Below are 21,298 nucleotides of genomic sequence, written 5' to 3' on the forward strand. Positions count from 1 at the left end.
CTGTGGCCGTTCGCATGAACTCTAAAGTGCGGCAGACGTATTGCTCGGCCCGCCTGTCGCGTCTTCTCCCGGTCCAGGCGAGAAGTCTTGCCTTACTCGGCTTTCAGGCCGTCAGCGGAGACCGCTTTGACGCCCTTGATTTTTTTGGCGATGTCTACAGCCATTTTTTTCTGGGCTTCTGTCACTGCAACAGTGGAGGACAGAGACACAACGCCTTTGTTGGTTTCCACTTTGATGTCAGTGCCTGGAATGCCTTTTTCGGTAAGCAGGTCGCTTTTGACTTTGGTGGTGATCCAGGTGTCGGAAGTGGCTTCTTTCGCCTTGGTCATTTCACCGGCAGCCAGAGTCATTGGAGCCTGGGTTGCCTGGGTGGATTGTGCGAATGCGCCGGTGGCCATGGTCAGGGTCAGCGCGGTAGCAGCAGCGGCAGTGATAGCGAACTTCTTCATACGAGTAACTCCTGTTTTTTCTGGAAAGTCTGCTGCGTGTCTTGTCAGCAGGGTTACCGGGTATGTTGCGAAGGCTGTGCCAACTTTCAGAAAACAAATAAATCCTTATAAATCAATTAATTAAGAGAATCCGAAATTTTCGGAATCATGCAATTTGCATGACCATCGAATTATCTACATGCAAGTTGCAGCTTTCCGGAAAGTTCCTAACGCTCTGAAAAGATTGAAGCTTTTGAGAAATACCGGACAAAAGAAAATGCCCCGCAAAGCGGGGCATTTCACGATTCGGCACCCTGCGATCAAGTACCGCTGCCCGGGCAGCCTTTAGGGGCATAGTCCGGGTTGACTGTCGAAGCGCAGCTCCAGACGCCGGCTGTATTACCCGTTGCACCCCCGGAGCGGGTCAGCGTGATGGTTTTGCCCAGCACGGGAGCCGGCGCGTTGGCCAGCGTGCAAACGATGGTGCCGGCACCTGAGGATGCAGTGCCCGACGCCGTCACGGTGCCGCAGTTGGTTGTCGAGTAGGAGGCGTTACCGGTCACCAGCGTCAGTGTCGGATCAGTACCTTGATTGATGGTGTCCTCGAACGGCACCTTCAGCGCACTGATTTCCGCCAGCCCTGCCGTCACCTTCGACCGTGCCTGGTACTTGGTGTATTGCGGCAGCGCGATGGTTGCCAGGATGCCGATGATCGCCACGACGATCAGCAGCTCGATCAAAGTGAAACCCTGTTGTTTTTTCATAGACTTCCTCCATGCATGAGTCGGAATCTCATGATCTGAACAGGTATCAGCACAGCCCGTGCCAAAACGCTGAAAGCCCTGCACGCTGGGCCTCACCACACATGCGAGGTGTTTCCTACAACCTGCAACCGCACTATCTGACACTTTTTGTCACCTGCACCGAGGCGGTTTGGCGCTGTCACTTGACTAGGCTATAAGTCATGAACTGTCTGCATCCGGGATTCCCATGAATGACATCGCTCTGAGCGGCCTGGCCAAACAACTGGTCAAGGCTGAACTGCTCACGGAAAAAAGCGCCCAGCAAGCCTGGCAGCAAGCCCAGCGCAGTCGCCTGTCGCTGGTCAGCTATCTGGTCCAGAACAAACTGGTGAAGAGCTGGCAGGTCGCCGAGATTGCCTCGGAGCATTTCGGCATGGCGCTCCTCGACCTCAACTGCCTGGACAAGGAAACCCAGCCCAAAGGGCTGGTCAGTGAAAAACTGGTGCGCCAGCATCACGCCCTGCCCCTGTGGCGGCGCGGCAACAAGTTGTTCGTGGGAATCTCCGACCCGAGCAATCATCAGGCGATCAATGACATCCAGTTCAGCACCGGGCTGAGCACAGAAGCCATCCTGGTAGAGGACGACAAGCTCACCGACGCCATCGAAAAGTTCTTCGACACCCACGCTTCCGGTCTGGAAGACATGGCCGATGTCGACCTGGAAGGGCTGGATGTCGAAACCGTCGATGACAGCAGGCAGGACACGATCGCAGGACTGGACGCCGACGACGCGCCAGTGGTGCGCTTCGTCCACAAGATGCTGCTGGACGCGATCAAGAGCGGCTCCTCCGACCTGCACTTCGAACCCTATGAAAAGAATTACCGGGTGCGGGTGCGAACCGACGGTATCCTGCGTGAAGTGGCCAGACCGCCGATTCAACTGGCCGGCCGCATCGCCGCCCGCCTGAAGGTCATGGCCAGCCTCGACATCTCGGAACGCCGCAAACCCCAGGACGGGCGCCTGAAAATGCGCCTGTCAAAAACCAAGTCGATCGATTTCCGGGTCAACACCCTGCCGACCCTGTGGGGCGAAAAAGTGGTGATCCGGATCCTCGACCCCTCCAGCGCGCAAATCGGCATCGACGCCCTCGGCTACGAGCCGGAGCAGAAAGAGTTGTATCTGGCCGCCCTGAAGCAGCCGCAAGGCATGATCCTGGTGACCGGCCCTACCGGTTCCGGCAAGACCGTGTCGCTGTACACAGGGTTGAACATCCTCAATACCGTCGACATCAACATCTCCACCGCTGAAGATCCAGTGGAGATCAACATGGAAGGCATCAACCAGGTCAACGTCAATCCGAAGCAGGGGCTGGATTTCGCCCAGGCCTTGCGCTCGTTCCTGCGTCAGGATCCGGACGTGATCATGGTCGGCGAGATTCGGGACCTGGAAACCGCAGAGATCGCGATCAAGGCAGCGCAGACAGGTCACCTGGTGCTGTCCACGCTGCACACCAACAGCGCAGCGGAAACGTTGACCCGCTTGCACAACATGGGCATACCCGGCTTCAACATCGCCACCTCGGTCAGCCTGATCATCGCCCAGCGTCTGGCGCGAAAACTGTGCAACCACTGCAAGAAGCCCATCGAGATTCCCCGCGAAACCTTGCTCAAGGAAGGCTTCCCCGAGGAACGCATCGGCAGCTTCACGATCTATGAGCCCGCCGGTTGCGATCAATGCAACGGAGGCTACAAGGGACGCACGGGGATTTATGAAGTGGTGAAAAACACCCCCGAGCTTCAACGGCTGATCATGGCCGAAGGCAACGCACTGGAAATCGACAGCCAGATGCGTCTGGACGGTTTCAACGACCTGCGCACCTCGGGGCTGATCAAGGCCATGCAAGGCATCACCAGCCTCGAAGAAATCAACCGGGTCACCAAGGACTGAACATGGCGGTCAAGGCAGCGAAAATCAGCGTTTACGCCTGGGAAGGCACGGACAAGAAAGGCAGCCGGATCAGCGGCGAACTGAGCGGTCAAAACCCCGCACTGATCAAGGCCCAGTTGCGCAAGCAGGGCATCAACCCCGGCAAGGTACGCAAGAAATCCGCGTCGTTGCTGAACTTCGGCAAACGCATCAAGCCGCTGGACATCGCCCTGTTCACTCGGCAGATGGCGACCATGATGAAGGCCGGCGTGCCGTTATTGCAGTCGTTCGACATCATCGGCGAAGGCTTTGAAAATCCGGCCATGCGCAAACTGGTGGACGAGGTGAAACAGGAAGTCGCCGCCGGTAACAGTTTCGCGGCGGCCTTGCGCAAGAAGCCGCAATACTTCGACGAGTTGTACTGCAACCTGGTAGATGCCGGCGAACAGTCCGGCGCCCTCGACACCCTGCTCGAACGTGTGGCGACGTACAAGGAAAAGAGCGAAAGCCTCAAGGCGAAGATCAAGAAAGCCCTGACCTACCCCACAGCCGTGGTTCTGGTGGCTGCCGTCGTCACCGGAATTCTGCTGGTAAAGGTTGTCCCGCAGTTTCAGTCGGTATTTTCCGGATTCGGTGCCGAATTGCCGGCGTTCACCGTGATGGTCATCGGCTTGTCGGAATTCATGCAGCAATGGTGGTGGGCGATCCTTGGCGTGCTGATCGTGGCGTTTTTCGGCACTCGCCATGCCCTGAAGAAATCCCAGGCCCTGCGTGACCGACGCGACGCCTGGCTGCTCAAGCTGCCGCTGGTGGGCACCATGATGTACAAGTCTGCCGTGGCCCGTTTCGCCCGTACCCTGTCGACGACCTTCGCTGCCGGTGTGCCGCTCGTGGAGGCGCTGGATTCGGTGGCCGGTGCCACCGGCAATGTGGTGTTCAAGCGCGCGGTGCTGCGCATTCGCCAGGACGTGGCCACCGGCATGCAGCTGAATTTCTCCATGCGCACCAGCGGCATGTTTCCGAACATGGCGATACAGATGACGGCGATTGGCGAAGAGTCCGGGGCCCTGGACGACATGCTCGACAAGGTCGCCGGCTTTTACGAGGAAGAGGTGGACAACATGGTCGACAACCTCACCAGCCTGATGGAGCCATTCGTCATGGTGGTGCTCGGGGTCATCGTCGGCGGACTGGTGGTGGCCATGTACCTGCCGATCTTCCAACTCGGCTCAGCGATCTGACATGCCCATCGACGAACTCTTCGTGCTCTATCCGCTGGCCTTTGTCCTCACCGCTCTGATACTCGGGCTGGTGGTCGGCAGCTTCCTCAATGTGGTGGTCTGGCGCCTGCCGAAAATGCTCGAGCGCGATTGGCGTCAGCAGGCTCATGACGTGCTCGGATTGCCCGTGGAAACGCCGCTGCCGGTGTACAACCTGATGTTGCCGCATTCGCAGTGCCCCCACTGCGCCCACCGCATTCGTGCCTGGGAAAACATTCCGCTGCTCAGCTACCTGCTGTTACGCGGTCGCTGCTCGTCATGCGCGGCGCCGATCAGCAAACGCTATCCACTGACCGAACTGGCCTGCGGCCTGCTCTCGGCGTTCATTGCCTGGCATCTGGGCTTCGGCTGGCCGGGATGCCTGTTGATCGCGCTGACCTGGGGCTTGCTTGCGATGAGCCTGATCGACACTGAGCATCAACTGTTGCCCGACGTGCTGGTGCTGCCGTTGCTGTGGCTGGGCTTGATCATCAACAGCTTCGGGGTGTTCGTCTCGCTGCGCGATGCGTTGTGGGGAGCGGTGGCCGGCTACATGACGCTATGGTCGGTGTTCTGGCTGTTCAAGCTGCTCACCGGCAAGGACGGCATCGGCCACGGCGACTTCAAGTTACTGGCGCTGCTCGGAGCCTGGGGTGGCTGGCAGATTCTGCCGCTGACCATCCTGCTGTCCTCGCTGGTGGGCGCCGTTCTGGGAGTGATTCTGCTCAAGTTGCGCGACCGCAATACCTCGACGCCGATTCCTTTCGGGCCGTATCTGGCCATTGCCGGCTGGATTGCCTTGCTCTGGGGTGGTCAAATAACCGACTTCTATTGGCAGTTTGTCGGTTTGAAATGATTACCCCTGTGGAAAAACCCTGGATTCTTGGCCTGACCGGCGGCATTGGCAGCGGTAAAAGCGCGGCCGCCCAGCACTTCATCGATCTCGGCATTCATGTCGTGGATGCCGATCATGCGGCGCGCTGGGTGGTTGAGCCGGGTCGTCCGGCGCTGGCGAAGATTGCCGAGCACTTCGGCCCTGAAGTATTGCAGGCCGATGGCACGCTGGATCGCGCGGCGTTGCGCAAGCTGATCTTTGAAGTGCCGGAGCAACGCCGCTGGCTCGAAGCGCTGCTGCATCCGCTGATCGCCGAAGAAATCGCCCATCACCTGGCGCTGGCAAAATCGCCTTACGCCATCCTGGTTTCACCGTTGCTGATCGAATCCGGACAGTACGCGATGACCCAGCGGATCCTGGTGATCGATGCGCCGCAACAATTGCAGATCGAACGCACCCTGCAGCGTGACCAGACCAGCGAACAGCAGGTCCACGCGATCCTGAAGGCCCAATCCAGCCGTGAAGATCGCGTCAGCCGCGCCGACGATGTGGTGGTCAACGACCGTGACCTCGCCTGGCTGCACAGCGAGGTCGAGCGCCTGCATCACTTTTACCTGACTTTATCCGGAGGCCGATCATGAGCCAGACCCCAACCGTTAATTGCCCGACCTGTGGCGCCCCGGTGGAATTCACCCCCGAGAACAAATACCGGCCGTTCTGCTCGGACCGCTGCAAACTGATCGACCTCGGCGCCTGGGCGTCGGAAGAACACAAGATTCCGGTCGCCCCGGATGCCGAGGACGAATTGTTTTCCGGCGACTTCGACCCACGTCACTGATCCTGGTCAGGGCCGCATGAAGCCGTAGTCCTGATCGTCGTCGAGGTTTTCTGCCAGAAAGCGCAACTCGTCGGCCAGGTCCTCGGCGTTGCGCACCGCCTTGCTCTGTTGCACCACCGCACTGAGCAAGGCCCGCAGGCTCAATCCCGGATCGAATCCGACTTCCTGCGCCATTTGCAGACTCTGCCGGGTTTCCTGCCTCGCCCACTCGTAAACACTCATGCCGCTGCTCCTGAAGAGGTTTGGCCGAGCATGAAATGCGGCGCGCGGTATGGATTTGATGTGGATCAAGACTTGGGATCGTCATCCTTCCAGGGCGCCGAAAGGTAGCGGGTGCGGTTGAAAGTCTCCAGCCATTCCGGACTGAACACCACCAGAGCGCTGATGACCATGCCGTTGATGAACGCCTCCGGAAAAATCAGCAGCCACAGGTATCCGATAAAGTCCTCCAGCCATTCCGGCATGGCAAAGAGGCCGTCGTACCAGAGCAGGGTCAGGCTCAGCACCAGACACGCCAGCGCCGACAAGGCCGCTGCGAAGAAACCCGAGCAGAAGATATACACAAACGGATTGCGCGGTTGCGCACGCTCGACCAGGATCGCCACGCCCTCGGTGATCAGTACCGGCAGCAGGATCAGCAACGCACCGTTGACCCCGACCGCCACTAGATCCTGGCGTCCCAGCAGAACCAGCCCGATCTGTGCGACCAGCCCGCCGACTATCGCCAGCGGCCAATCGAGCAGCAGCGTCACTGCGGTCATGCCGATGAAGTGATAGGACACACCGGTGTCGAAATCCCTGCGCACCATCCACAGCAGAAAAAGCGCGAACACGGTGCCGAACAGCAAGTGCTGACGGCGGCTGTCGCTGAACAATTCGACCCATGGAGCGCGGCAGATCGCCCAGAGCAGCACCGGCAGGTAAATCAGCCAGCCGAGGGTCAGACTCGTCGAAGACAGCAGTTCTGCACCGATCATGATCCCATCACCTTCATTAGCACCGCAGAATCCCTTGATTGGCGCTCCTGCGCCGAAGTCTACACCGACGCCCCGGGGGGAAACTGCCGATGCAAAGCTTTCTGCTTGTCGCAATTGAACGCTAAGCTTGGGCCTATGGATGACTCGGATTATTTACGCCTGCTGACCATCGCGGCCGAGCAGGCCAATGCTTTCCTGTCCAATGCCCGCAAATGGGAGCGTGAGCGTTGGGTCTGCCAGCGCCTGCTGCAAGGCTTGAACATTCCCTATCGGGCCGACGAATTCGCCCCCGCCGGCGAACCGCCGGACGTGTTGTTTCGCGATGCCAATTTTGAGGTGTTCTTCGTCCTCGACGAAGGGCGCCGCCTCAACGATGAATGGCGCGACGAACTGCAACGTCGGCGCAGCGCCTTTTCGTTGAGCCAACTGGTGCGCCGTGAAGCCAAGCCACGGCGGATTCCTGCCAACGAGTTTCTGTTGCGGCTGGCGCCGACGTTGCGCAAAAAAGCGCATAACTACAAGGAACGCGGCATGGACCTTGGCGAACTGGACATCATCGCCTTCGCCAGCCTCAAGCGCGAAGTGCTCGACCTCAACAGCCACTTTCCGCCGCCCACCGAATACCTACGCCAGGGCTGGCGTTCGTTGTCATTGGTCGGGCCGACGTTCGCCCGGGTGCTGTTCGCCCATCCTGATGCACCGGATTTCCTGCGCAGCAACCTCGGCCGCAGCATTCTGTTCGATGTAGGGATCAGCCTGTGACGCCGCTTCAGCAATTGATTGCCGATGTCCCACAGACCGGGCGCGTCTGCTGGATTGGCGTGCGCCCCGAATCCAGGGGACCGATGGTTGTGCTCGATGCGGTCGAAGCGCGTCTTGAGGCCGGTCTGACCGGCGATCATGCCCGACCCGGGGTGCGCAATGCGCGGCAGGTGACGCTGATTCAGTGGGAACATCTGGCCGTCATCAGCGCCCTGATGGGCCGCTCGGCAGAACAACCGGTCACGCCTGAAGAACTGCGGCGCAATCTCGTTATCAGCGGAATCAATCTTTTCAGCCTCAAGGGGCGCCGCTTTCGCATTGGTCAGGCGATTTTCGAAACCACGGCCTGGTGCCAGCCGTGCGCGCGGCTGCAGAACAACCTCGGCCCCGGAACATTCCAGGCGGTGCGCGGGCATGGCGGAATCACTGCGCGGGTGTTACAAAGCGGGATCATTCGCCTCGAGGACAAGGTGTCTGTCGAACCGGTCCCGGACAGTGGCTATGCTGCATTCAATCCCGGTTGAAAACCGCTGTAGCTTGTTCACCTTCCGCAACGTCTACCTGACGAGGCCTTTATGACCAGCCGCCTGAACCCCGAAGACCAGAAACATGTCGAAGAGTACCTGCAGTTGTCCCAGCACCGTGTCGAGCGCCGGCCTTTCCGGCCGTGGATGCTCCTGGTGCTGGTACTGGCAGCGACCATTGGTCTGGGCCTGTTGAGCCGTTTGATCAGTTACCTGACGCTATGAGCAGCATCGCGCTCGCTCGGGTAACCGCACCGATTTCCTTTAAAAACCTTGCGAGCTATTCCCATGTCCCATCGTATTGTCATTGTCGGCGGCGGCGCCGGCGGTCTGGAGCTGGCTACCCGTCTGGGTAAGACTCTGGGCAAGCGCGGCACTGCCAGCATCATGCTGGTCGACGCAAACCTGACGCACATCTGGAAACCGTTGTTGCACGAAGTGGCCGCCGGTTCACTGAACTCTTCCGAAGACGAACTCAACTATGTTGCCCAGGCCAAATGGAACCACTTCGAGTTCCAGCTCGGGCGCATGAGCGGGCTCGATCGCGAGCAAAAGAAAATTCAGCTCGCCGCTACCTACGACGAAAACGGCGTGGAGCTGGTCCCCGCGCGGGAAGTGCCCTACGACACGCTGGTGATAGCGGTCGGCAGCACCACCAACGATTTCGGCACCTTGGGCGCAGCACAGCACTGCCTGTTCCTCGACACCCGCAAACAGGCCGAGCGTTTCCACCAGCAACTGCTCAATCACTATCTGCGCGCACACGCCGGGCAGACCGATGCGGTGCAGCAGATCAGCGTGGCCATCGTTGGCGCCGGCGCGACCGGCGTCGAACTGGCAGCAGAACTGCACAACGCGGCCCATGAGCTGGCGGCCTACGGACTGGACCGCATCAAACCGGAAAACATGCACATCACCCTGATCGAAGCCGGGCCCCGGGTGCTGCCAGCGCTGCCGGAGCGCATCAGCGGGCCGGTACACAAGACCCTGGAGAAACTCGGGGTCAATGTGATGACCAATGCGTCGGTCAGCCAGGTCACCGCCGACAGCCTGATCACTGCCGACGGCAATGAGATCAAGGCCAGCCTGAAAGTCTGGGCTGCCGGGATCCGCGCACCGGGTTTCCTCAAGGACATCGACGGCCTGGAAACCAACCGTATCAATCAGCTGCAGGTGCTGCCGACGTTGCAGACCACCCGTGACGAAAACATCTTCGCGTTCGGCGACTGCGCAGCCTGCCCGCAACCGGGTTCGGACCGCAACGTTCCACCACGGGCCCAGGCAGCACACCAGCAGGCATCGTTGCTGGCCAGGTCGCTGAAGCTGCGGATCGAAGGCAAGACCCTGCCGGAGTACAAATACACCGACTACGGCTCGCTGATTTCGCTGTCACGCTTTTCGGCTGTGGGTAACTTGATGGGTAACCTGACCGGCACCGTGATGCTCGAGGGCTGGCTGGCGCGGATGTTTTACGTGTCGCTGTACCGCATGCACCAGATGGCGCTGTACGGCCCTTTCCGCACCGCCATGCTGATGCTGGGCAGCAAGATCGGACGCGGCACCGAGCCACGCCTGAAGCTGCACTGATATGAAAAACCGTGGGGGCGGGCTCGCCCCCACGGCGTTTTGTCTTCTACTGTATCTGCCCCCCGCTTTCCCTATCTTCGCTTACAAACGCCCCCTCTCCTCGACACAGACGCGATACACCGCCACCGCTTAATGGCCACACCCGGGCGCAACTGCTCCGGCTGATCGCTCTTAACGTGTGGTTGCGCTGTGCAACCGAAGGAGAATGAAATGACCCGCACTTCGAAAATTGGCAAAACCTCCCTTGGCCTGGTCGGTGCCGTAATGGCTGGCGGCTTGATGCTGTCCGGCTCGGTGTTCGCTGCGCAGCCGCTGGCACAGGGTTACATGGTCGCTTCGGCCGAAACCTCGGTCAAAACCCCGGAGGGCAAATGCGGTGAAGGCAAATGCGGCGATGCGTCGATGGCCAGGACCGATACCGATGGCGACGGCAAAGTTTCCCGCGCCGAATTCCTGAAGGTCGCGCCGCACTCGGACTTCGACAAGATCGACACCAACCACGACGGTTTCATCGACGAACAAGAGGCCTACGACAATGTCAAAGCCAACTACGAAGCCAATGGCAAAAAAATGCCCAAGGGTTTGTTCGAACACCTGAAAGACCGCGACGGCGCCTGATATCCAGTCCCTCCCGAAAAAACAAAGCCGCGGCATGCCTTGATGGCGTGCGCGGCTTTACTTGTTTTGTCCAATAGCGCAGAAAGAAAAAACATTTTCCGCAGGCAAAAAAAATCCCCGTATCTTTCGATACGGGGATTTTCAATATGGTCGGGGTAGGGGGATTCGAACTCCCGACATCCTGCTCCCAAAGCAGGCGCGCTACCGGACTGCGCTATACCCCGGTAAAAAAAAGGCGACCTTTCAAAGATCGCCTTCTTCGATCAGCGCTTTTGGCCTCTGATCTTAAGATTCGATCCCAGCGCAAACTGGTTTCAAAAATGGTGGGTCGTGTGGGACTCGAACCTACGACCAATTGGTTAAAAGCCAACTGCTCTACCAACTGAGCTAACGACCCAAAAATGGTCGGGGTAGGGGGATTCGAACTCCCGACATCCTGCTCCCAAAGCAGGCGCGCTACCGGACTGCGCTATACCCCGATTTGAAATTGGCTCCGTGACCAGGACTCGAACCTGGGACCCAATGATTAACAGTCATTTGCTCTACCGACTGAGCTATCACGGAACTACATATTTCAAGTTACTGCGGTGAAACTTGCAGCTTCTCGACATCGTTTTCGCATCGCTGCGTTCGTGTGTCTGAGGCGCGCCATTCTACAACCTGGATCACCTTTGTCAACCCCCAAATCGCTTTCAAGTTAATGATTTGCAACTTGTTTCGGATTTCAGCTCAGTGAACTGAGACCCTGTGGGTGACTGACTGCGGGGCGCACTTTACAAGCCTTTTCCTTAGAGTTCAACAGCCTGGCGAAAAAAAAGGCCTCGCAGTGCGAGGCCTTCCAGTTTCAGTATCAGTTGAACGTGATTTCGTCGTTCTCCACGACACCGGTTGCAGTTTCGCCGGGCAGGAAACGCCCCGACAGAATCAACTGCGCCAACGGGTTCTCGATCCAGCGCTGGATCGCACGCTTCAGTGGCCGTGCGCCATAGACCGGGTCGTAACCGACGGCAATCAGCTTGTCCATCGCCTCCGGACTGAGCTCCAGCTTCAGTTCGCGCTCGGCCAGACGACTGCGCAGACGACCCAGCTGGATCTCGGTAATGCCCGCGATCTGATCCCGCGCCAATGGTTCGAAGATCACCACTTCGTCGACCCGGTTGATGAACTCCGGACGGAAGTGGGTGGAAATTGCATCCATCACCGCTGCACGTTGTGCCTCACGATCGCCCACCAGTTCCTGAATCTGCATCGAACCCAGGTTAGAGGTCATGACGATTACGGTATTGCGGAAATCCACCGTACGACCATGGCTGTCGGTCAGACGACCGTCCTCCAGCACTTGCAGCAAAATGTTGAACACGTCGGGGTGGGCCTTCTCGACTTCGTCCAGCAGGATCACCGAGTAAGGCTTGCGCCGTACCGCCTCGGTCAAGTAACCGCCCTCTTCGTAACCGACGTAGCCTGGCGGTGCGCCGATCAGCCGTGCCACGGAGTGTTTCTCCATGAACTCGGACATGTCGATCCGCACCATCGCCTCTTCAGTATCGAATAGGAACTCCGCCAGCGCCTTGCACAGCTCGGTTTTACCAACGCCAGTCGGGCCGAGGAACATGAACGAGCCACTCGGGCGATTCGGGTCGGCCAATCCGGCACGGGAACGCCGCACCGCGTTGGCGACGGCGACCACCGCTTCGTTCTGGCCGATCACGCGCTGATGCAGCAGGCTTTCCATCTTCATCAGCTTGTCGCGCTCGCCTTCGAGCATTTTCGACACGGGAATGCCGGTCCACTTCGAGACGACTTCGGCGATTTCCTCTTCGGTCACCTTGCTGCGCAGCAACTGGTTTTCGGCCTTGCCATGCTGGTCGACCATTTGCAGGCTGCGTTCCAGATCCGGGATTACGCCGTACTGCAACTCGGCCATGCGGTTGAGGTCGCCTTTGCGTCGCGCGGCTTCCAGTTCCTGACGGGACTGTTCGATCTTCTGCTGAATCTGCGCAGAACCCTGCACCTCGGCTTTTTCCGAGTTCCAGATTTCCTCCAGATCCGAATACTCACGCTCGTGGCGATCGATTTCTTCCTGGAGCTTTTCCAGACGTTTCTTCGCCGCGTCATCGCTTTCTTTCTTCAGCGCCTGAGATTCGACTTTCAGTTGAATCAGACGACGTTCCAGACGATCCAGCACTTCCGGCTTGGAGTCGATTTCCATGCGAATGCGGCTGGCGGCTTCGTCAATCAGGTCGATCGCCTTGTCAGGCAGCTGCCGATCGGTGATGTAACGATGGCTGAGCCTGGCCGCCGCGATGATCGCGCCGTCGGTGATCGCCACCTTGTGGTGAACCTCGTAACGCTCCTTGAGGCCACGCAGGATCGCGATGGTGTCTTCTTCGCTCGGCTCGTCCACCAGCACTTTCTGAAAGCGCCGCTCGAGGGCTGCGTCCTTCTCTATGTATTGGCGGTACTCGTTGAGCGTGGTCGCACCGACACAATGCAATTCGCCACGGGCCAGAGCCGGTTTGAGCATGTTGCCGGCATCCATCGAGCCTTCGCCCTTCCCGGCGCCGACCATGGTGTGCAGTTCGTCGATGAACAGAATGATCTGCCCTTCCTGCTTCGACAATTCGTTGAGCAGCGCCTTCAGGCGTTCTTCGAACTCGCCGCGATACTTGGCGCCGGCAATCAGCGCCCCCATATCGAGGGACAACAGACGTTTGCCGCGCAGGCCATCCGGCACTTCACCATTGATGATGCGCTGGGCCAGACCTTCGGCAATCGCGGTTTTACCCACGCCAGGCTCGCCGATCAGCACCGGGTTGTTCTTGGTCCGGCGTTGCAGCACCTGAATGGTGCGACGGATTTCATCGTCACGACCGATCACAGGATCGAGCTTGCCGTCTTCGGCACGCTTGGTCAGGTCGACCGTGTATTTATCCAGCGCCTGACGCGATTCTTCGTGGTTGGCGTCGTTGACCGCCTCGCCACCGCGCAGGTTGTTGATGGCGTTTTCCAGCGCCTTTTTGCTCACGCCCTGGCCGAGCAGCAACTTGCCGAGCTTGCTGTTTTCGTCCATCGCGGCGAGCAGTACCAGTTCGCTGGAAATGAACTGATCGCCCTTCTGCTGGGCCAGACGGTCGGCCTGGTTGAGCAGACGCGCCAGATCCTGCGACATGTTCACGTCACCGGTCGGGTTCTGGATTTTCGGTAATTGATCGAGTTCTTTGGTCAGCTCTTTACGCAGGCTGTTGACGTCGAAGCCCACCTGCATCAACAGGGGTTTGATCGAACCACCCTGCTGATCGAGCATGGCCTGCATCAAGTGCGCCGGCTCGATGGCCGGATGATCGTGGCCGACAGCCAGGGATTGGGCATCGGACAGCGCCAACTGTAATTTGCTGGTTAAACGGTCTATACGCATGGGTCACCTTCCTTTTGAGCAGGCCGGACCTAAAAAACCATCCTGAATAAAGAAACCTGCCAGATACCGCTATAGATGCGGTCGATTCTGGAAGATTCAAGCGTCAGGGAGTTGATGCAGATCAGACAAGCTTAGCGGGCGCCGGGCGACTCAAGCCAGACGAGGGAGGCAAAGCGACCGGTGCGCGATGCACGGCGATAAGAGAAGAAGCGCGGATCGGTCACGGTACAGAAACCGCCACCATACACAGCGGTGACACCGCGAACCGCCAGACGCAGTCGCGCCAGCTTGTAGATGTCGGCCATGAACTTGCCCGCGTTGTGGCTCGGGACAAAAGCTGTCTCGGCTTCGGGCAGTTGATCGATGAAGACTTCCCGGACTTCCGGTCCGACTTCGAAGGCTTGCGGGCCGATGGCCGGTCCGAGCCAGACCAGAATGTCTTCGGCCGGCACATCCAGGTTATCGAGGGTGGCCTCCAGCACGCCGGCCGCCAGTCCACGCCAACCGGCGTGCGCCGCAGCGACGCGAGTACCGGCACGGTCGCAGAACAGCGCCGGCAGGCAATCGGCGGTCATTGCCGCACACGCGATACCAGGTGTTGCCGTCCAGCTGGCATCTGCCGTGGCCACCACGGACGGATCGGCATGAGCCACGTCCGTTCCGTGGACTTGCTGCAACCACGCAGGCTTTATCGAGAAGTACTCGGTCAGACGTCGACGGTTCTCGGCGACGGATTGTGGGCTGTCATCCACATGATCGCCCAGATTGAGACTGTCGAACGGCGCCTCGCTGACACCGCCCTCGCGGGTGGTGACACAGGCCTTGACGCTGGCCGGCGCGGGCCAGTCCGGCGTCAGCCAGTTCATCCGACGAATGCCTCGCGATCCTGCTTGAGCAGGGTCAGCAGCCAGACCAGATCTTCCGGCAACGGCGATTCCCAGCTCATGCGCTCACCGGTGGTCGGGTGATCCAGCTCCAGGAACCGCGCGTGCAATGCCTGACGCGGGAAGTGTTTGAGGGACTCGACCATGGTCGGGCTCGCCGCCGGCGGGATGCGGAAACGACCACCGTACGCCGGGTCGCCGACCAACGGAAAGTTGATATGCGCCATGTGTACGCGGATCTGGTGGGTACGACCGGTCTCCAGCTTCACCCGGACGTGGGTGTGGGAACGGAAACGCTCCAGCACACGGTAATGGCTGACGGCAGGCTTGCCGCCTTCCATCACCGCCATGCGCTGGCGCTGCTGGCCGTGACGACCGATAGGTGCATTGATCTTGCCGCCGGCCGTCACCACACCGATCACGATGCATTCGTAGATTCGGCTGACACTGCGGCTTTGCAACTGCGCGACCAGTTTGGTCTGCGCCTGGATGGTCTTGGCCACCACCATCAGACCGGTGGTGTCCTTGTCCAGACGATGCACGATGCCGGCGCGCGGGACATTGATGATGTCCGGCACGTGGTGCAGCAAGGCGTTGAGCAAGGTGCCGTCGGCATGGCCGGCAGCCGGGTGCACCACCAGGCCCGCAGGTTTGTTGATGACCAGAATGTCGTCGTCTTCGTAGACGATATCGAGCTCGATGTCCTGGGCGACCCATTCACCCTGGGCCTCCTGCTCGGCGGTCAGTTCAAGGACGGCACCGCCATGAACGATGTCGCGCGGGCGGATGACCGCCCCGTCCACAGTCAGGCGACCTTCTTTGATCCAGGCGGAAAGGCGCGAGCGGGAGTGCTCTGCGAAGAGTTGGGCGGCGACTTGATCGAGGCGTTGGCCGCCCAATTCGGACGGCACCTCTGCGCGAAGTTCAATTTTATCGGACATGCTCGGACTGGGCGTCGGCTACAGCCTTTGGTTTCGGCTGCGCGCTTGTGGTTAAATACGGCGTCTTTTGCCCCGGGGCTTTTCAACGGGGCGCTCATCATAACAGGACGGCCCCGCCCAAGACAGCGGCCGTCATAGGGACGCAAGCCGCCATGCAAGTGAAACACCTGCTGCTGATCGCCATCCTCGCATTGACCGCCGCTTGCTCATCGAAGGAAGTCGTAGACGAAAACCTGAGCGAAACCGAGCTGTACCAGCAGGCTCAAAAGGACCTGGACAACAACAGTTATACCAGCGCCACCGCCAAGCTGAAGGCTCTTGAGTCGCGCTATCCGTTCGGTCGCTACGCGGATCAGGCACAGCTCGAACTGATTTATGCCAACTACAAGAACTCGGAGCCGGAAGCTGCAAAATCCGCTGCCGAGCGCTTCATTCGTTTGCACCCACAGCATCCAAACGTCGACTACGCCTACTACCTCAAGGGTCTGACCTCGTTCGACCAGGACGTCGGCCTGCTGGCGCGCTTCCTGCCGCTGGACATGACCAAGCGTGACCCGGGCGCTGCCCGCGACTCCTACAACGAGTTCGCCCAGCTGACCAGCCGCTACCCCAACAGCCGCTACGCGCCGGACGCCAAGCAGCGCATGATCTACCTGCGCAACCTGCTGGCCGCCTACGAAATCCACGTGGCCGACTACTACCTGACCCGTCAGGCCTACGTCGCCGCGGCCAACCGTGGCCGCTATGTTGTGGAAAACTTCCAGGAAACCCCGTCGGTCGGCGACGGCCTGGCGGTGATGACCGAAGCCTACCAGCGTCTGCACCTGGACGAGCTGGCAGCCACCAGTCTGGAAACCCTGAAGCTCAACTACCCGAACCACCCGAGCCTGAAAGACGGCCAGTTCGTACCGTCGGTGGCCGAAGCCGACAACCGTTCGTGGCTGAGCAAGGCGACTCTGGGTCTGATCGAGTCCCGTCCACCGCTGCCACCGGGAGAAACCCGCGCCAACCAGGACGTGCAGAAGCAGTTCCAGGACGCGAAAGACGCGATCCCGAACGAGCTCAAGCCCAAAGACGAAAACGGCGAAGTGATCGAGCCGCCGGAAACCGAGTCGAGCAACACTGACCGTTCCTGGTTCAGCTACATGACCTTTGGTCTGTTCGACTGATCAATTCAGTGATGTTGAAAAAGGGAGATCTTCGGATCTCCCTTTTTCATTGCCACCTTTTATTACGCTGTGCGCCTGTCGAGTCCTTGGCTAAACTGCCGGATCATCAGCCAAAAAGCCGCCTACCATGCTTCGTTTACTCTTCTGGATCGCCCTGATCGCTGCCGCCGTCTGGCTCTGGCGCAAACTCAAGGCCCCCGTCGCCCCTGCACCCTCCTCCCGCGAACAGGATGCCGCACCGATGGTGCGTTGCGCCCACTGCGGCGTGCATCTGCCCCGCGACCGTGCACTGAACCTGCAACAACAGTGGTATTGCAGCCAGGCTCATCTCGAGCAAGGCCCCGACTCCAGTGCTCGCTGAGGCCACCAGCGCCACTCGCAAACAGGCCCAGCGACTGCTGCGCCTTTATCACCTCTACCGTTTAAGTGTCGGCATCACCCTTGTGCTGCTGATCTCCAGCAACATGGACAACCGCCTGCTGACGTCAGCCGATGGCGAGTTGCTGCGCGATGGCAGCTGGTTGTACCTGGTGCTGAACATCCTGCTGGTGGTGTTTCTCGAAAACATCCGCCGCCCCGCCCAGCTGTTCGGTCTGGCACTGGTCGACATCCTGCTGCTGTGCGGGCTGTTCTACGCCGCTGGCGGCGTCGCGAGCCCGGTCGGCAATCTGTTGATCGTCTCGGTGGCCATCAGCAATACCCTGCTGCGGCGAAGAATCGGCCTGTTGATCGCGGCCATCGGCGCGCTCGGTATCGTCGGTCTCAGTTTTTTGCAGAGTTTCGACCATCCGTTGAGCGCCAATGACTACCTGCAGGCCGGCACCCTCGGTGCTTTGTGCTTTGCCGGTTCGCTCATGGTGCAGGGGCTGATCCGCCGTCTCGAAGTCAGCGAGACGCTCGCCGAGCAACGGGCCAGCGAAGTGGTCAGCCTCGAGGCCCTCAATGCCCTGATTCTGCAACGCATGCGCACCGGCATTCTGGTACTCGATGAGCAACGCCGGATACAACTGGCCAACCACAGCGCCCGGACGCTGCTGGCGCAGTCGCCTTTGGAAGGTCAGTTGATCGACGAGTATTCGACCGCGCTGGTCGAGCGCCTGAATCTGTGGCTGAACAATCCCGCCCTGCGCCCGCAAAGCCTGAAAATCGCAGCCAACGGCCTGGAGCTGCAACCGAGCTTCATCGCACTGGAACAGAGCCCGAACCGCCAGACCCTGGTGTTTCTTGAGGATCTCGCGCAGATCTCTCAACAGGCCCAGCAGCTGAAACTCGCCGCACTCGGGCGTCTGACCGCCGGTATCGCTCACGAGATCCGCAATCCGCTGGGTGCCATCAGCCATGCAGCGCAGCTGCTGCAGGAATCCGAGGAACTCGGCGGCGCAGACCGGCGTCTGACGCAGATCATCCAGGATCACTCCCAGCGCATGAACCGAGTCATTGAAAACGTCCTGCAACTGTCCCGCCGCCAGCAGAGCGCGCCTCAGCGGCTGGACCTCGCGCCCTGGCTGACGCAGTTCGTCGCCGAAGCCCGGGAACAGGCCGGCGAACGTCAGCGGATTCATTTGCGGATCGACACCGGGGACTTCCGCACGCTGATGGATCCTGGTCAGTTGACGCAAATTCTCGACAATCTGTTGCGCAACGGCTGGCGTCACAGCGCTCTGCTGCACGATCCGGCCGAAGTCTGGCTGACACTGTTCATCGACCTCGAAAGCCAGCTGGCCGTGCTCGAAGTGCAGGATAACGGCCCAGGCGTGGCGCCGGATCAGCAGTCGCATCTGTTCGAACCTTTCTTCACCACCAGCAACCAGGGCACCGGCCTTGGGCTTTATCTGTCCCGTGAGCTGTGCGAAAGCAACCAGGCCCGCCTAGACTTCAAGCCACGCCAAGGCGGCGGCTGCTTTCGCATCACCTTTGCTCATGGACGGAAACAAAGTTGAACACGAGCCCACGGCAAAAAATCCTCATCGTCGACGACGAACCGGATATCCGCGAACTCCTGGAAATAACCCTGGGACGGATGAAACTCGACACTTTCAGCGCTCGCAACCTCGGCGAAGCGCAGGCCCTGCTACGTCGCGACACATTCGATCTGTGCCTGACCGACATGCGCCTGCCGGATGGCACCGGGCTGGAGCTGGTTCAGCACATCCAGCAACGCCACCCGCAATTGCCGGTGGCGATGATCACCGCCTACGGCAGCCTGGAAACCGCGATCAACGCGCTGAAGGCCGGCGCTTTCGACTTCCTCACCAAACCGGTGGACCTCGCTCGCCTGCGCGAACTGGTCACAACTGCGCTGCGCATGCCGTCGACAGGCAACGTCTGCACGTCAATCGATCGCCGGCTGCTGGGCGACTCGTTGCCGATGCGCAATCTGCGCAATCAAATCGACAAACTGGCCCGCAGTCAGGCGCCGGTCTACATCAGCGGGGAGTCCGGCAGCGGCAAGGAACTGGCCGCCCGTCTGATTCATGAGCAGGGGCCACGTGCCAGCCGGCCATTCGTGCCGGTGAATTGCGGGGCGATTGCTTCGGAGTTGATGGAAAGCGAGTTTTTCGGTCACCGCAAAGGCAGTTTCACCGGTGCGGTGGACGACAAGCCGGGCCTGTTCCAGGCCGCCCATGGCGGTACGTTGTTTCTCGATGAAGTGGCGGATTTGCCGCTGTCGATGCAGGTCAAGCTGCTGCGGGCGATCCAGGAAAAAGCCGTACGCAGCATCGGCGGCCAGCAGGAAACCGTAGTCGATGTGCGTATTCTCTGCGCCACCCACAAGGACCTGGACGCCGAAGTCGCCGCCGAGCGCTTTCGCCAGGATCTGTATTACCGGCTGAACGTGATCGAATTGCGTGTGCCTTCCTTGCGCGAACGTCGTGACGATATCGAGGGTTTGGCCGCCCACATGCTCAAGCGCCTGGCGAACGGTACCGGCCAACCGGCGGCGCGCTTGCATCCACAAGCGCTGGAGGCATTGAAGAACTACCGTTTCCCGGGAAATGTGCGAGAACTCGAGAATGTCCTCGAACGCGCGCACACCCTGTGCGAAAACCGCGTGATCGAGGCCGACGACCTGCGTCTGAGCGAGGGCAATTGCGCAGTCGAGGGCGGTATGGCCGATCTCACGCAGATCGACAACCTGGAAGCTTATCTTGAGAACGTCGAACGCAAACTGATTCTGCAGGCGCTGGAAGAAACCCGCTGGAACCGTACCGCAGCGGCCCAGCGGTTGAATCTGTCATTCCGTTCGATGCGCTACAGGCTCAAGAAACTGGGCCTGGATTAAATACGCCCGGTCGGGGCATAAGGCGCCGGATCGATGATCGGCGCTCGCCCCAGCATCACATCGGCAAACAGCTGACAGGAGGCCGGTGCCAGCACCAATCCGTTGCGATAATGCCCACAGTTGAGCCACAAACCATCGAATCCGGGCACCCGTCCAATATAGGGAATGCCTTCCGGCGAGCCCGGACGCAACCCGGCCCAGTGCCCCACCACTTCGGCATCCGCCAGCGCCGGCAGCAACTCGACCGCCGAGGCCTTGAGGCTTTCCAGTGCAGGGCCGGTCGGGGTCTTGTCGAAACCTTCGTGTTCCAGCGTACTGCCGATCAGGATATGTCCGTCGCGTCGCGGAATCGCATATCGCCCCTTGGCCAGCACCATGCTCGGCAGGAAGTCCGCCGCGCACTTATAGAGAATCATCTGGCCCTTGACCGGCTCCACCGGCAGCGAAAGATTCAGCGTCTTGAGCAGCTCACCGCTCCACGCTCCCGCCGTCAGCACCACCTGATCGCCGTTGATCACGCCCTTCGAGGTATCCACACCGACAACCCGTTCGCCCTCCCGGACAAACCCGCTGACCTCGCACTGTTCGTGAATCGTCACGTTCGGCAACGCCTGCAACGCCGCTTTCAAGGACTTCACCAACCGCGGATTGCGCACGTTGGCCACGTCAGCCATGTAGATCGCCCGGGAGAATCCACCGCCCAGCACCGGCACCGCATCATGGGCCACCGAGATATCCACAGCCCGCAACGGGCGTTTTTCACGCTCGGCCCAGGCCAGCGCTTCGGCTTCGTCATCCAGATCCAGCCAGTACAGGCCGGTGGTATGAACTTCAGGATCGACGCCGGTATCGGCAAACAACCGCTCGCCCAGCTGTGGATAAAAATCCTGTGACCAGTGCGCCAGCGCCGTGACCGCCGGGCTATAGCGCCACGGATAAAGAGGGGAAACGATACCACCGCCGGCCCAGGAGGATTCCTGGCCCACGTTCGAACGATCCAGCAGCACTACGCTGCGCACTTCGGAGGCGAGGTTGTACGCGGTCAGCAGGCCAATCACCCCGCCACCGACGATCACCACTTGCTGTTGCCTGGTCATGTTTGTTCCAA

At 60.0% G+C, this 21,298-nt stretch carries 22 protein-coding genes and 4 tRNA genes; 14 read left to right on the plus strand and 12 right to left on the minus strand.

The features are described 5' to 3' along the window. Positions 1-92 precede the first annotated feature (92 nt). Both ACK6BI_RS04705 and ACK6BI_RS04710 read right to left on the minus strand, forming a co-directional pair. On the minus strand, positions 93-449 hold the full coding sequence (locus ACK6BI_RS04705) for a BON domain-containing protein (RefSeq protein WP_409316177.1): 357 nt from the start codon (positions 447-449) through the stop codon (positions 93-95). Positions 450-748: 299 nt separating this feature from the next. Next, positions 749-1,192, minus strand: coding sequence for a pilin (locus ACK6BI_RS04710; protein ID WP_085732829.1), 444 nt, complete (start codon positions 1,190-1,192; stop codon positions 749-751). A 226-nt stretch (positions 1,193-1,418) separates the two neighbouring features. On the opposite strand from ACK6BI_RS04710, the gene pilB reads away from it, so the two are divergent. From pilB to yacG, 5 genes are read left to right on the plus strand one after another with little or no spacing between them, the layout of a single operon-like run. Next, a complete protein-coding gene (pilB, locus tag ACK6BI_RS04715; RefSeq protein WP_409316178.1) occupies positions 1,419-3,119 on the plus strand; it encodes a type IV-A pilus assembly ATPase PilB in 1,701 nt (566 codons plus the stop codon). A 2-nt stretch (positions 3,120-3,121) separates the two neighbouring features. After that, complete coding sequence (locus ACK6BI_RS04720; protein ID WP_409316179.1) at positions 3,122-4,339, plus strand: type II secretion system F family protein; 1,218 nt, start codon at positions 3,122-3,124, stop codon at positions 4,337-4,339. Between the two features lies 1 nt (position 4,340). Further along, positions 4,341-5,213 (plus strand): prepilin peptidase, encoded by an 873-nt coding sequence (locus tag ACK6BI_RS04725; RefSeq protein ID WP_409316180.1) that lies wholly within the window; start codon positions 4,341-4,343, stop codon positions 5,211-5,213. Continuing rightward, complete coding sequence (gene coaE, locus ACK6BI_RS04730) at positions 5,210-5,833, plus strand: dephospho-CoA kinase (protein ID WP_409316181.1); 624 nt, start codon at positions 5,210-5,212, stop codon at positions 5,831-5,833. Before ACK6BI_RS04725 ends, coaE begins: the two co-directional genes overlap by 4 nt. Continuing rightward, positions 5,830-6,030, plus strand: coding sequence for a DNA gyrase inhibitor YacG (gene yacG / locus ACK6BI_RS04735; protein ID WP_011335983.1), 201 nt, complete (start codon positions 5,830-5,832; stop codon positions 6,028-6,030). The genes coaE and yacG overlap by 4 nt, the downstream gene beginning before the upstream one ends. A 6-nt stretch (positions 6,031-6,036) precedes the next feature. Here yacG and ACK6BI_RS04740 read toward each other — a convergent pair whose 3' ends face one another. Further along, on the minus strand, positions 6,037-6,252 hold the full coding sequence (locus tag ACK6BI_RS04740) for a hypothetical protein (RefSeq protein WP_065261575.1): 216 nt from the start codon (positions 6,250-6,252) through the stop codon (positions 6,037-6,039). Between the two features lie 65 nt (positions 6,253-6,317). Then, positions 6,318-7,007, minus strand: coding sequence for an energy-coupling factor ABC transporter permease (locus ACK6BI_RS04745; RefSeq protein ID WP_065261574.1), 690 nt, complete (start codon positions 7,005-7,007; stop codon positions 6,318-6,320). A gap of 135 nt (positions 7,008-7,142) precedes the next feature. Between ACK6BI_RS04745 and ACK6BI_RS04750 the strand changes: the two genes are divergently transcribed. From ACK6BI_RS04750 to ACK6BI_RS04770, 5 genes are all read left to right on the plus strand, one after another. Further along, a complete protein-coding gene (locus ACK6BI_RS04750; RefSeq protein ID WP_065261573.1) occupies positions 7,143-7,769 on the plus strand; it encodes a DUF1780 domain-containing protein in 627 nt (208 codons plus the stop codon). Continuing rightward, positions 7,766-8,293 (plus strand): MOSC domain-containing protein, encoded by a 528-nt coding sequence (locus ACK6BI_RS04755; RefSeq protein ID WP_409316182.1) that lies wholly within the window; start codon positions 7,766-7,768, stop codon positions 8,291-8,293. Before ACK6BI_RS04750 ends, ACK6BI_RS04755 begins: the two co-directional genes overlap by 4 nt. Before the next feature lie 51 nt (positions 8,294-8,344). Next, a complete protein-coding gene (locus ACK6BI_RS04760) occupies positions 8,345-8,518 on the plus strand; it encodes a DUF3094 family protein (RefSeq protein ID WP_409316183.1) in 174 nt (57 codons plus the stop codon). Positions 8,519-8,581: 63 nt separating this feature from the next. Continuing rightward, positions 8,582-9,880: an NAD(P)/FAD-dependent oxidoreductase gene (locus ACK6BI_RS04765; RefSeq protein WP_409316184.1), complete on the plus strand. Its 1,299-nt coding sequence runs from the start codon at positions 8,582-8,584 to the stop codon at positions 9,878-9,880. Between the two features lie 210 nt (positions 9,881-10,090). Then, a complete protein-coding gene (locus ACK6BI_RS04770; protein ID WP_065261569.1) occupies positions 10,091-10,498 on the plus strand; it encodes a hypothetical protein in 408 nt (135 codons plus the stop codon). A gap of 147 nt (positions 10,499-10,645) precedes the next feature. On the opposite strand, the gene ACK6BI_RS04775 is transcribed toward ACK6BI_RS04770, so the two are convergent. The 7 genes from ACK6BI_RS04775 to rluD all read right to left on the minus strand — a co-directional run bounded on the left by ACK6BI_RS04775 (position 10,646) and on the right by rluD (position 15,738). Further along, a tRNA-Pro gene (locus ACK6BI_RS04775) sits at positions 10,646-10,722 on the minus strand. A 97-nt stretch (positions 10,723-10,819) separates the two neighbouring features. Continuing rightward, positions 10,820-10,895 (minus strand) — tRNA-Lys (locus tag ACK6BI_RS04780). A gap of 5 nt (positions 10,896-10,900) precedes the next feature. Then, positions 10,901-10,977 (minus strand) — tRNA-Pro (locus ACK6BI_RS04785). Between the two features lie 9 nt (positions 10,978-10,986). Then, positions 10,987-11,062 (minus strand) — tRNA-Asn (locus tag ACK6BI_RS04790). A 286-nt stretch (positions 11,063-11,348) separates the two neighbouring features. Then, positions 11,349-13,913: an ATP-dependent chaperone ClpB gene (gene clpB, locus ACK6BI_RS04795; RefSeq protein WP_409316185.1), complete on the minus strand. Its 2,565-nt coding sequence runs from the start codon at positions 13,911-13,913 to the stop codon at positions 11,349-11,351. A gap of 131 nt (positions 13,914-14,044) precedes the next feature. After that, on the minus strand, positions 14,045-14,779 hold the full coding sequence (gene pgeF, locus ACK6BI_RS04800; RefSeq protein ID WP_409316186.1) for a peptidoglycan editing factor PgeF: 735 nt from the start codon (positions 14,777-14,779) through the stop codon (positions 14,045-14,047). After that, positions 14,776-15,738, minus strand: a complete 963-nt coding sequence (gene rluD, locus ACK6BI_RS04805) for a 23S rRNA pseudouridine(1911/1915/1917) synthase RluD (protein ID WP_065257485.1) — start codon at positions 15,736-15,738, stop codon at positions 14,776-14,778. The genes pgeF and rluD overlap by 4 nt, the downstream gene beginning before the upstream one ends. Before the next feature lie 152 nt (positions 15,739-15,890). Between rluD and ACK6BI_RS04810 the strand changes: the two genes are divergently transcribed. From ACK6BI_RS04810 to ACK6BI_RS04825, 4 genes are all read left to right on the plus strand, one after another. After that, positions 15,891-16,907 carry an outer membrane protein assembly factor BamD gene (locus tag ACK6BI_RS04810; RefSeq protein WP_065257486.1) on the plus strand — a complete coding sequence of 339 codons (1,017 nt, stop codon included), beginning with the start codon at positions 15,891-15,893 and terminating at the stop codon, positions 16,905-16,907. A 127-nt stretch (positions 16,908-17,034) separates the two neighbouring features. Next, the gene (locus ACK6BI_RS04815) at positions 17,035-17,268 is read left to right on the plus strand and encodes a PP0621 family protein (RefSeq protein ID WP_409316187.1); all 234 of its coding nucleotides are present in this window, start codon (positions 17,035-17,037) and stop codon (positions 17,266-17,268) included. Beyond that, positions 17,258-18,847 (plus strand): sensor histidine kinase, encoded by a 1,590-nt coding sequence (locus ACK6BI_RS04820; RefSeq protein ID WP_409316188.1) that lies wholly within the window; start codon positions 17,258-17,260, stop codon positions 18,845-18,847. Before ACK6BI_RS04815 ends, ACK6BI_RS04820 begins: the two co-directional genes overlap by 11 nt. Then, a complete protein-coding gene (locus ACK6BI_RS04825; RefSeq protein WP_409316189.1) occupies positions 18,844-20,190 on the plus strand; it encodes a sigma-54-dependent transcriptional regulator in 1,347 nt (448 codons plus the stop codon). The genes ACK6BI_RS04820 and ACK6BI_RS04825 overlap by 4 nt, the downstream gene beginning before the upstream one ends. Here ACK6BI_RS04825 and thiO read toward each other — a convergent pair. After that, on the minus strand, positions 20,187-21,287 hold the full coding sequence (gene thiO / locus ACK6BI_RS04830) for a glycine oxidase ThiO (RefSeq protein ID WP_409316190.1): 1,101 nt from the start codon (positions 21,285-21,287) through the stop codon (positions 20,187-20,189). The genes ACK6BI_RS04825 and thiO overlap by 4 nt on opposite strands. Between the last annotated feature and the right edge of the window lie 11 nt (positions 21,288-21,298).

It is taken from the genome of Pseudomonas sp. KCJK9016, assembly GCF_046231795.1.
GTDB classification, from domain to species: Bacteria; Pseudomonadota; Gammaproteobacteria; order Pseudomonadales; family Pseudomonadaceae; genus Aquipseudomonas; species Aquipseudomonas bananamidigenes.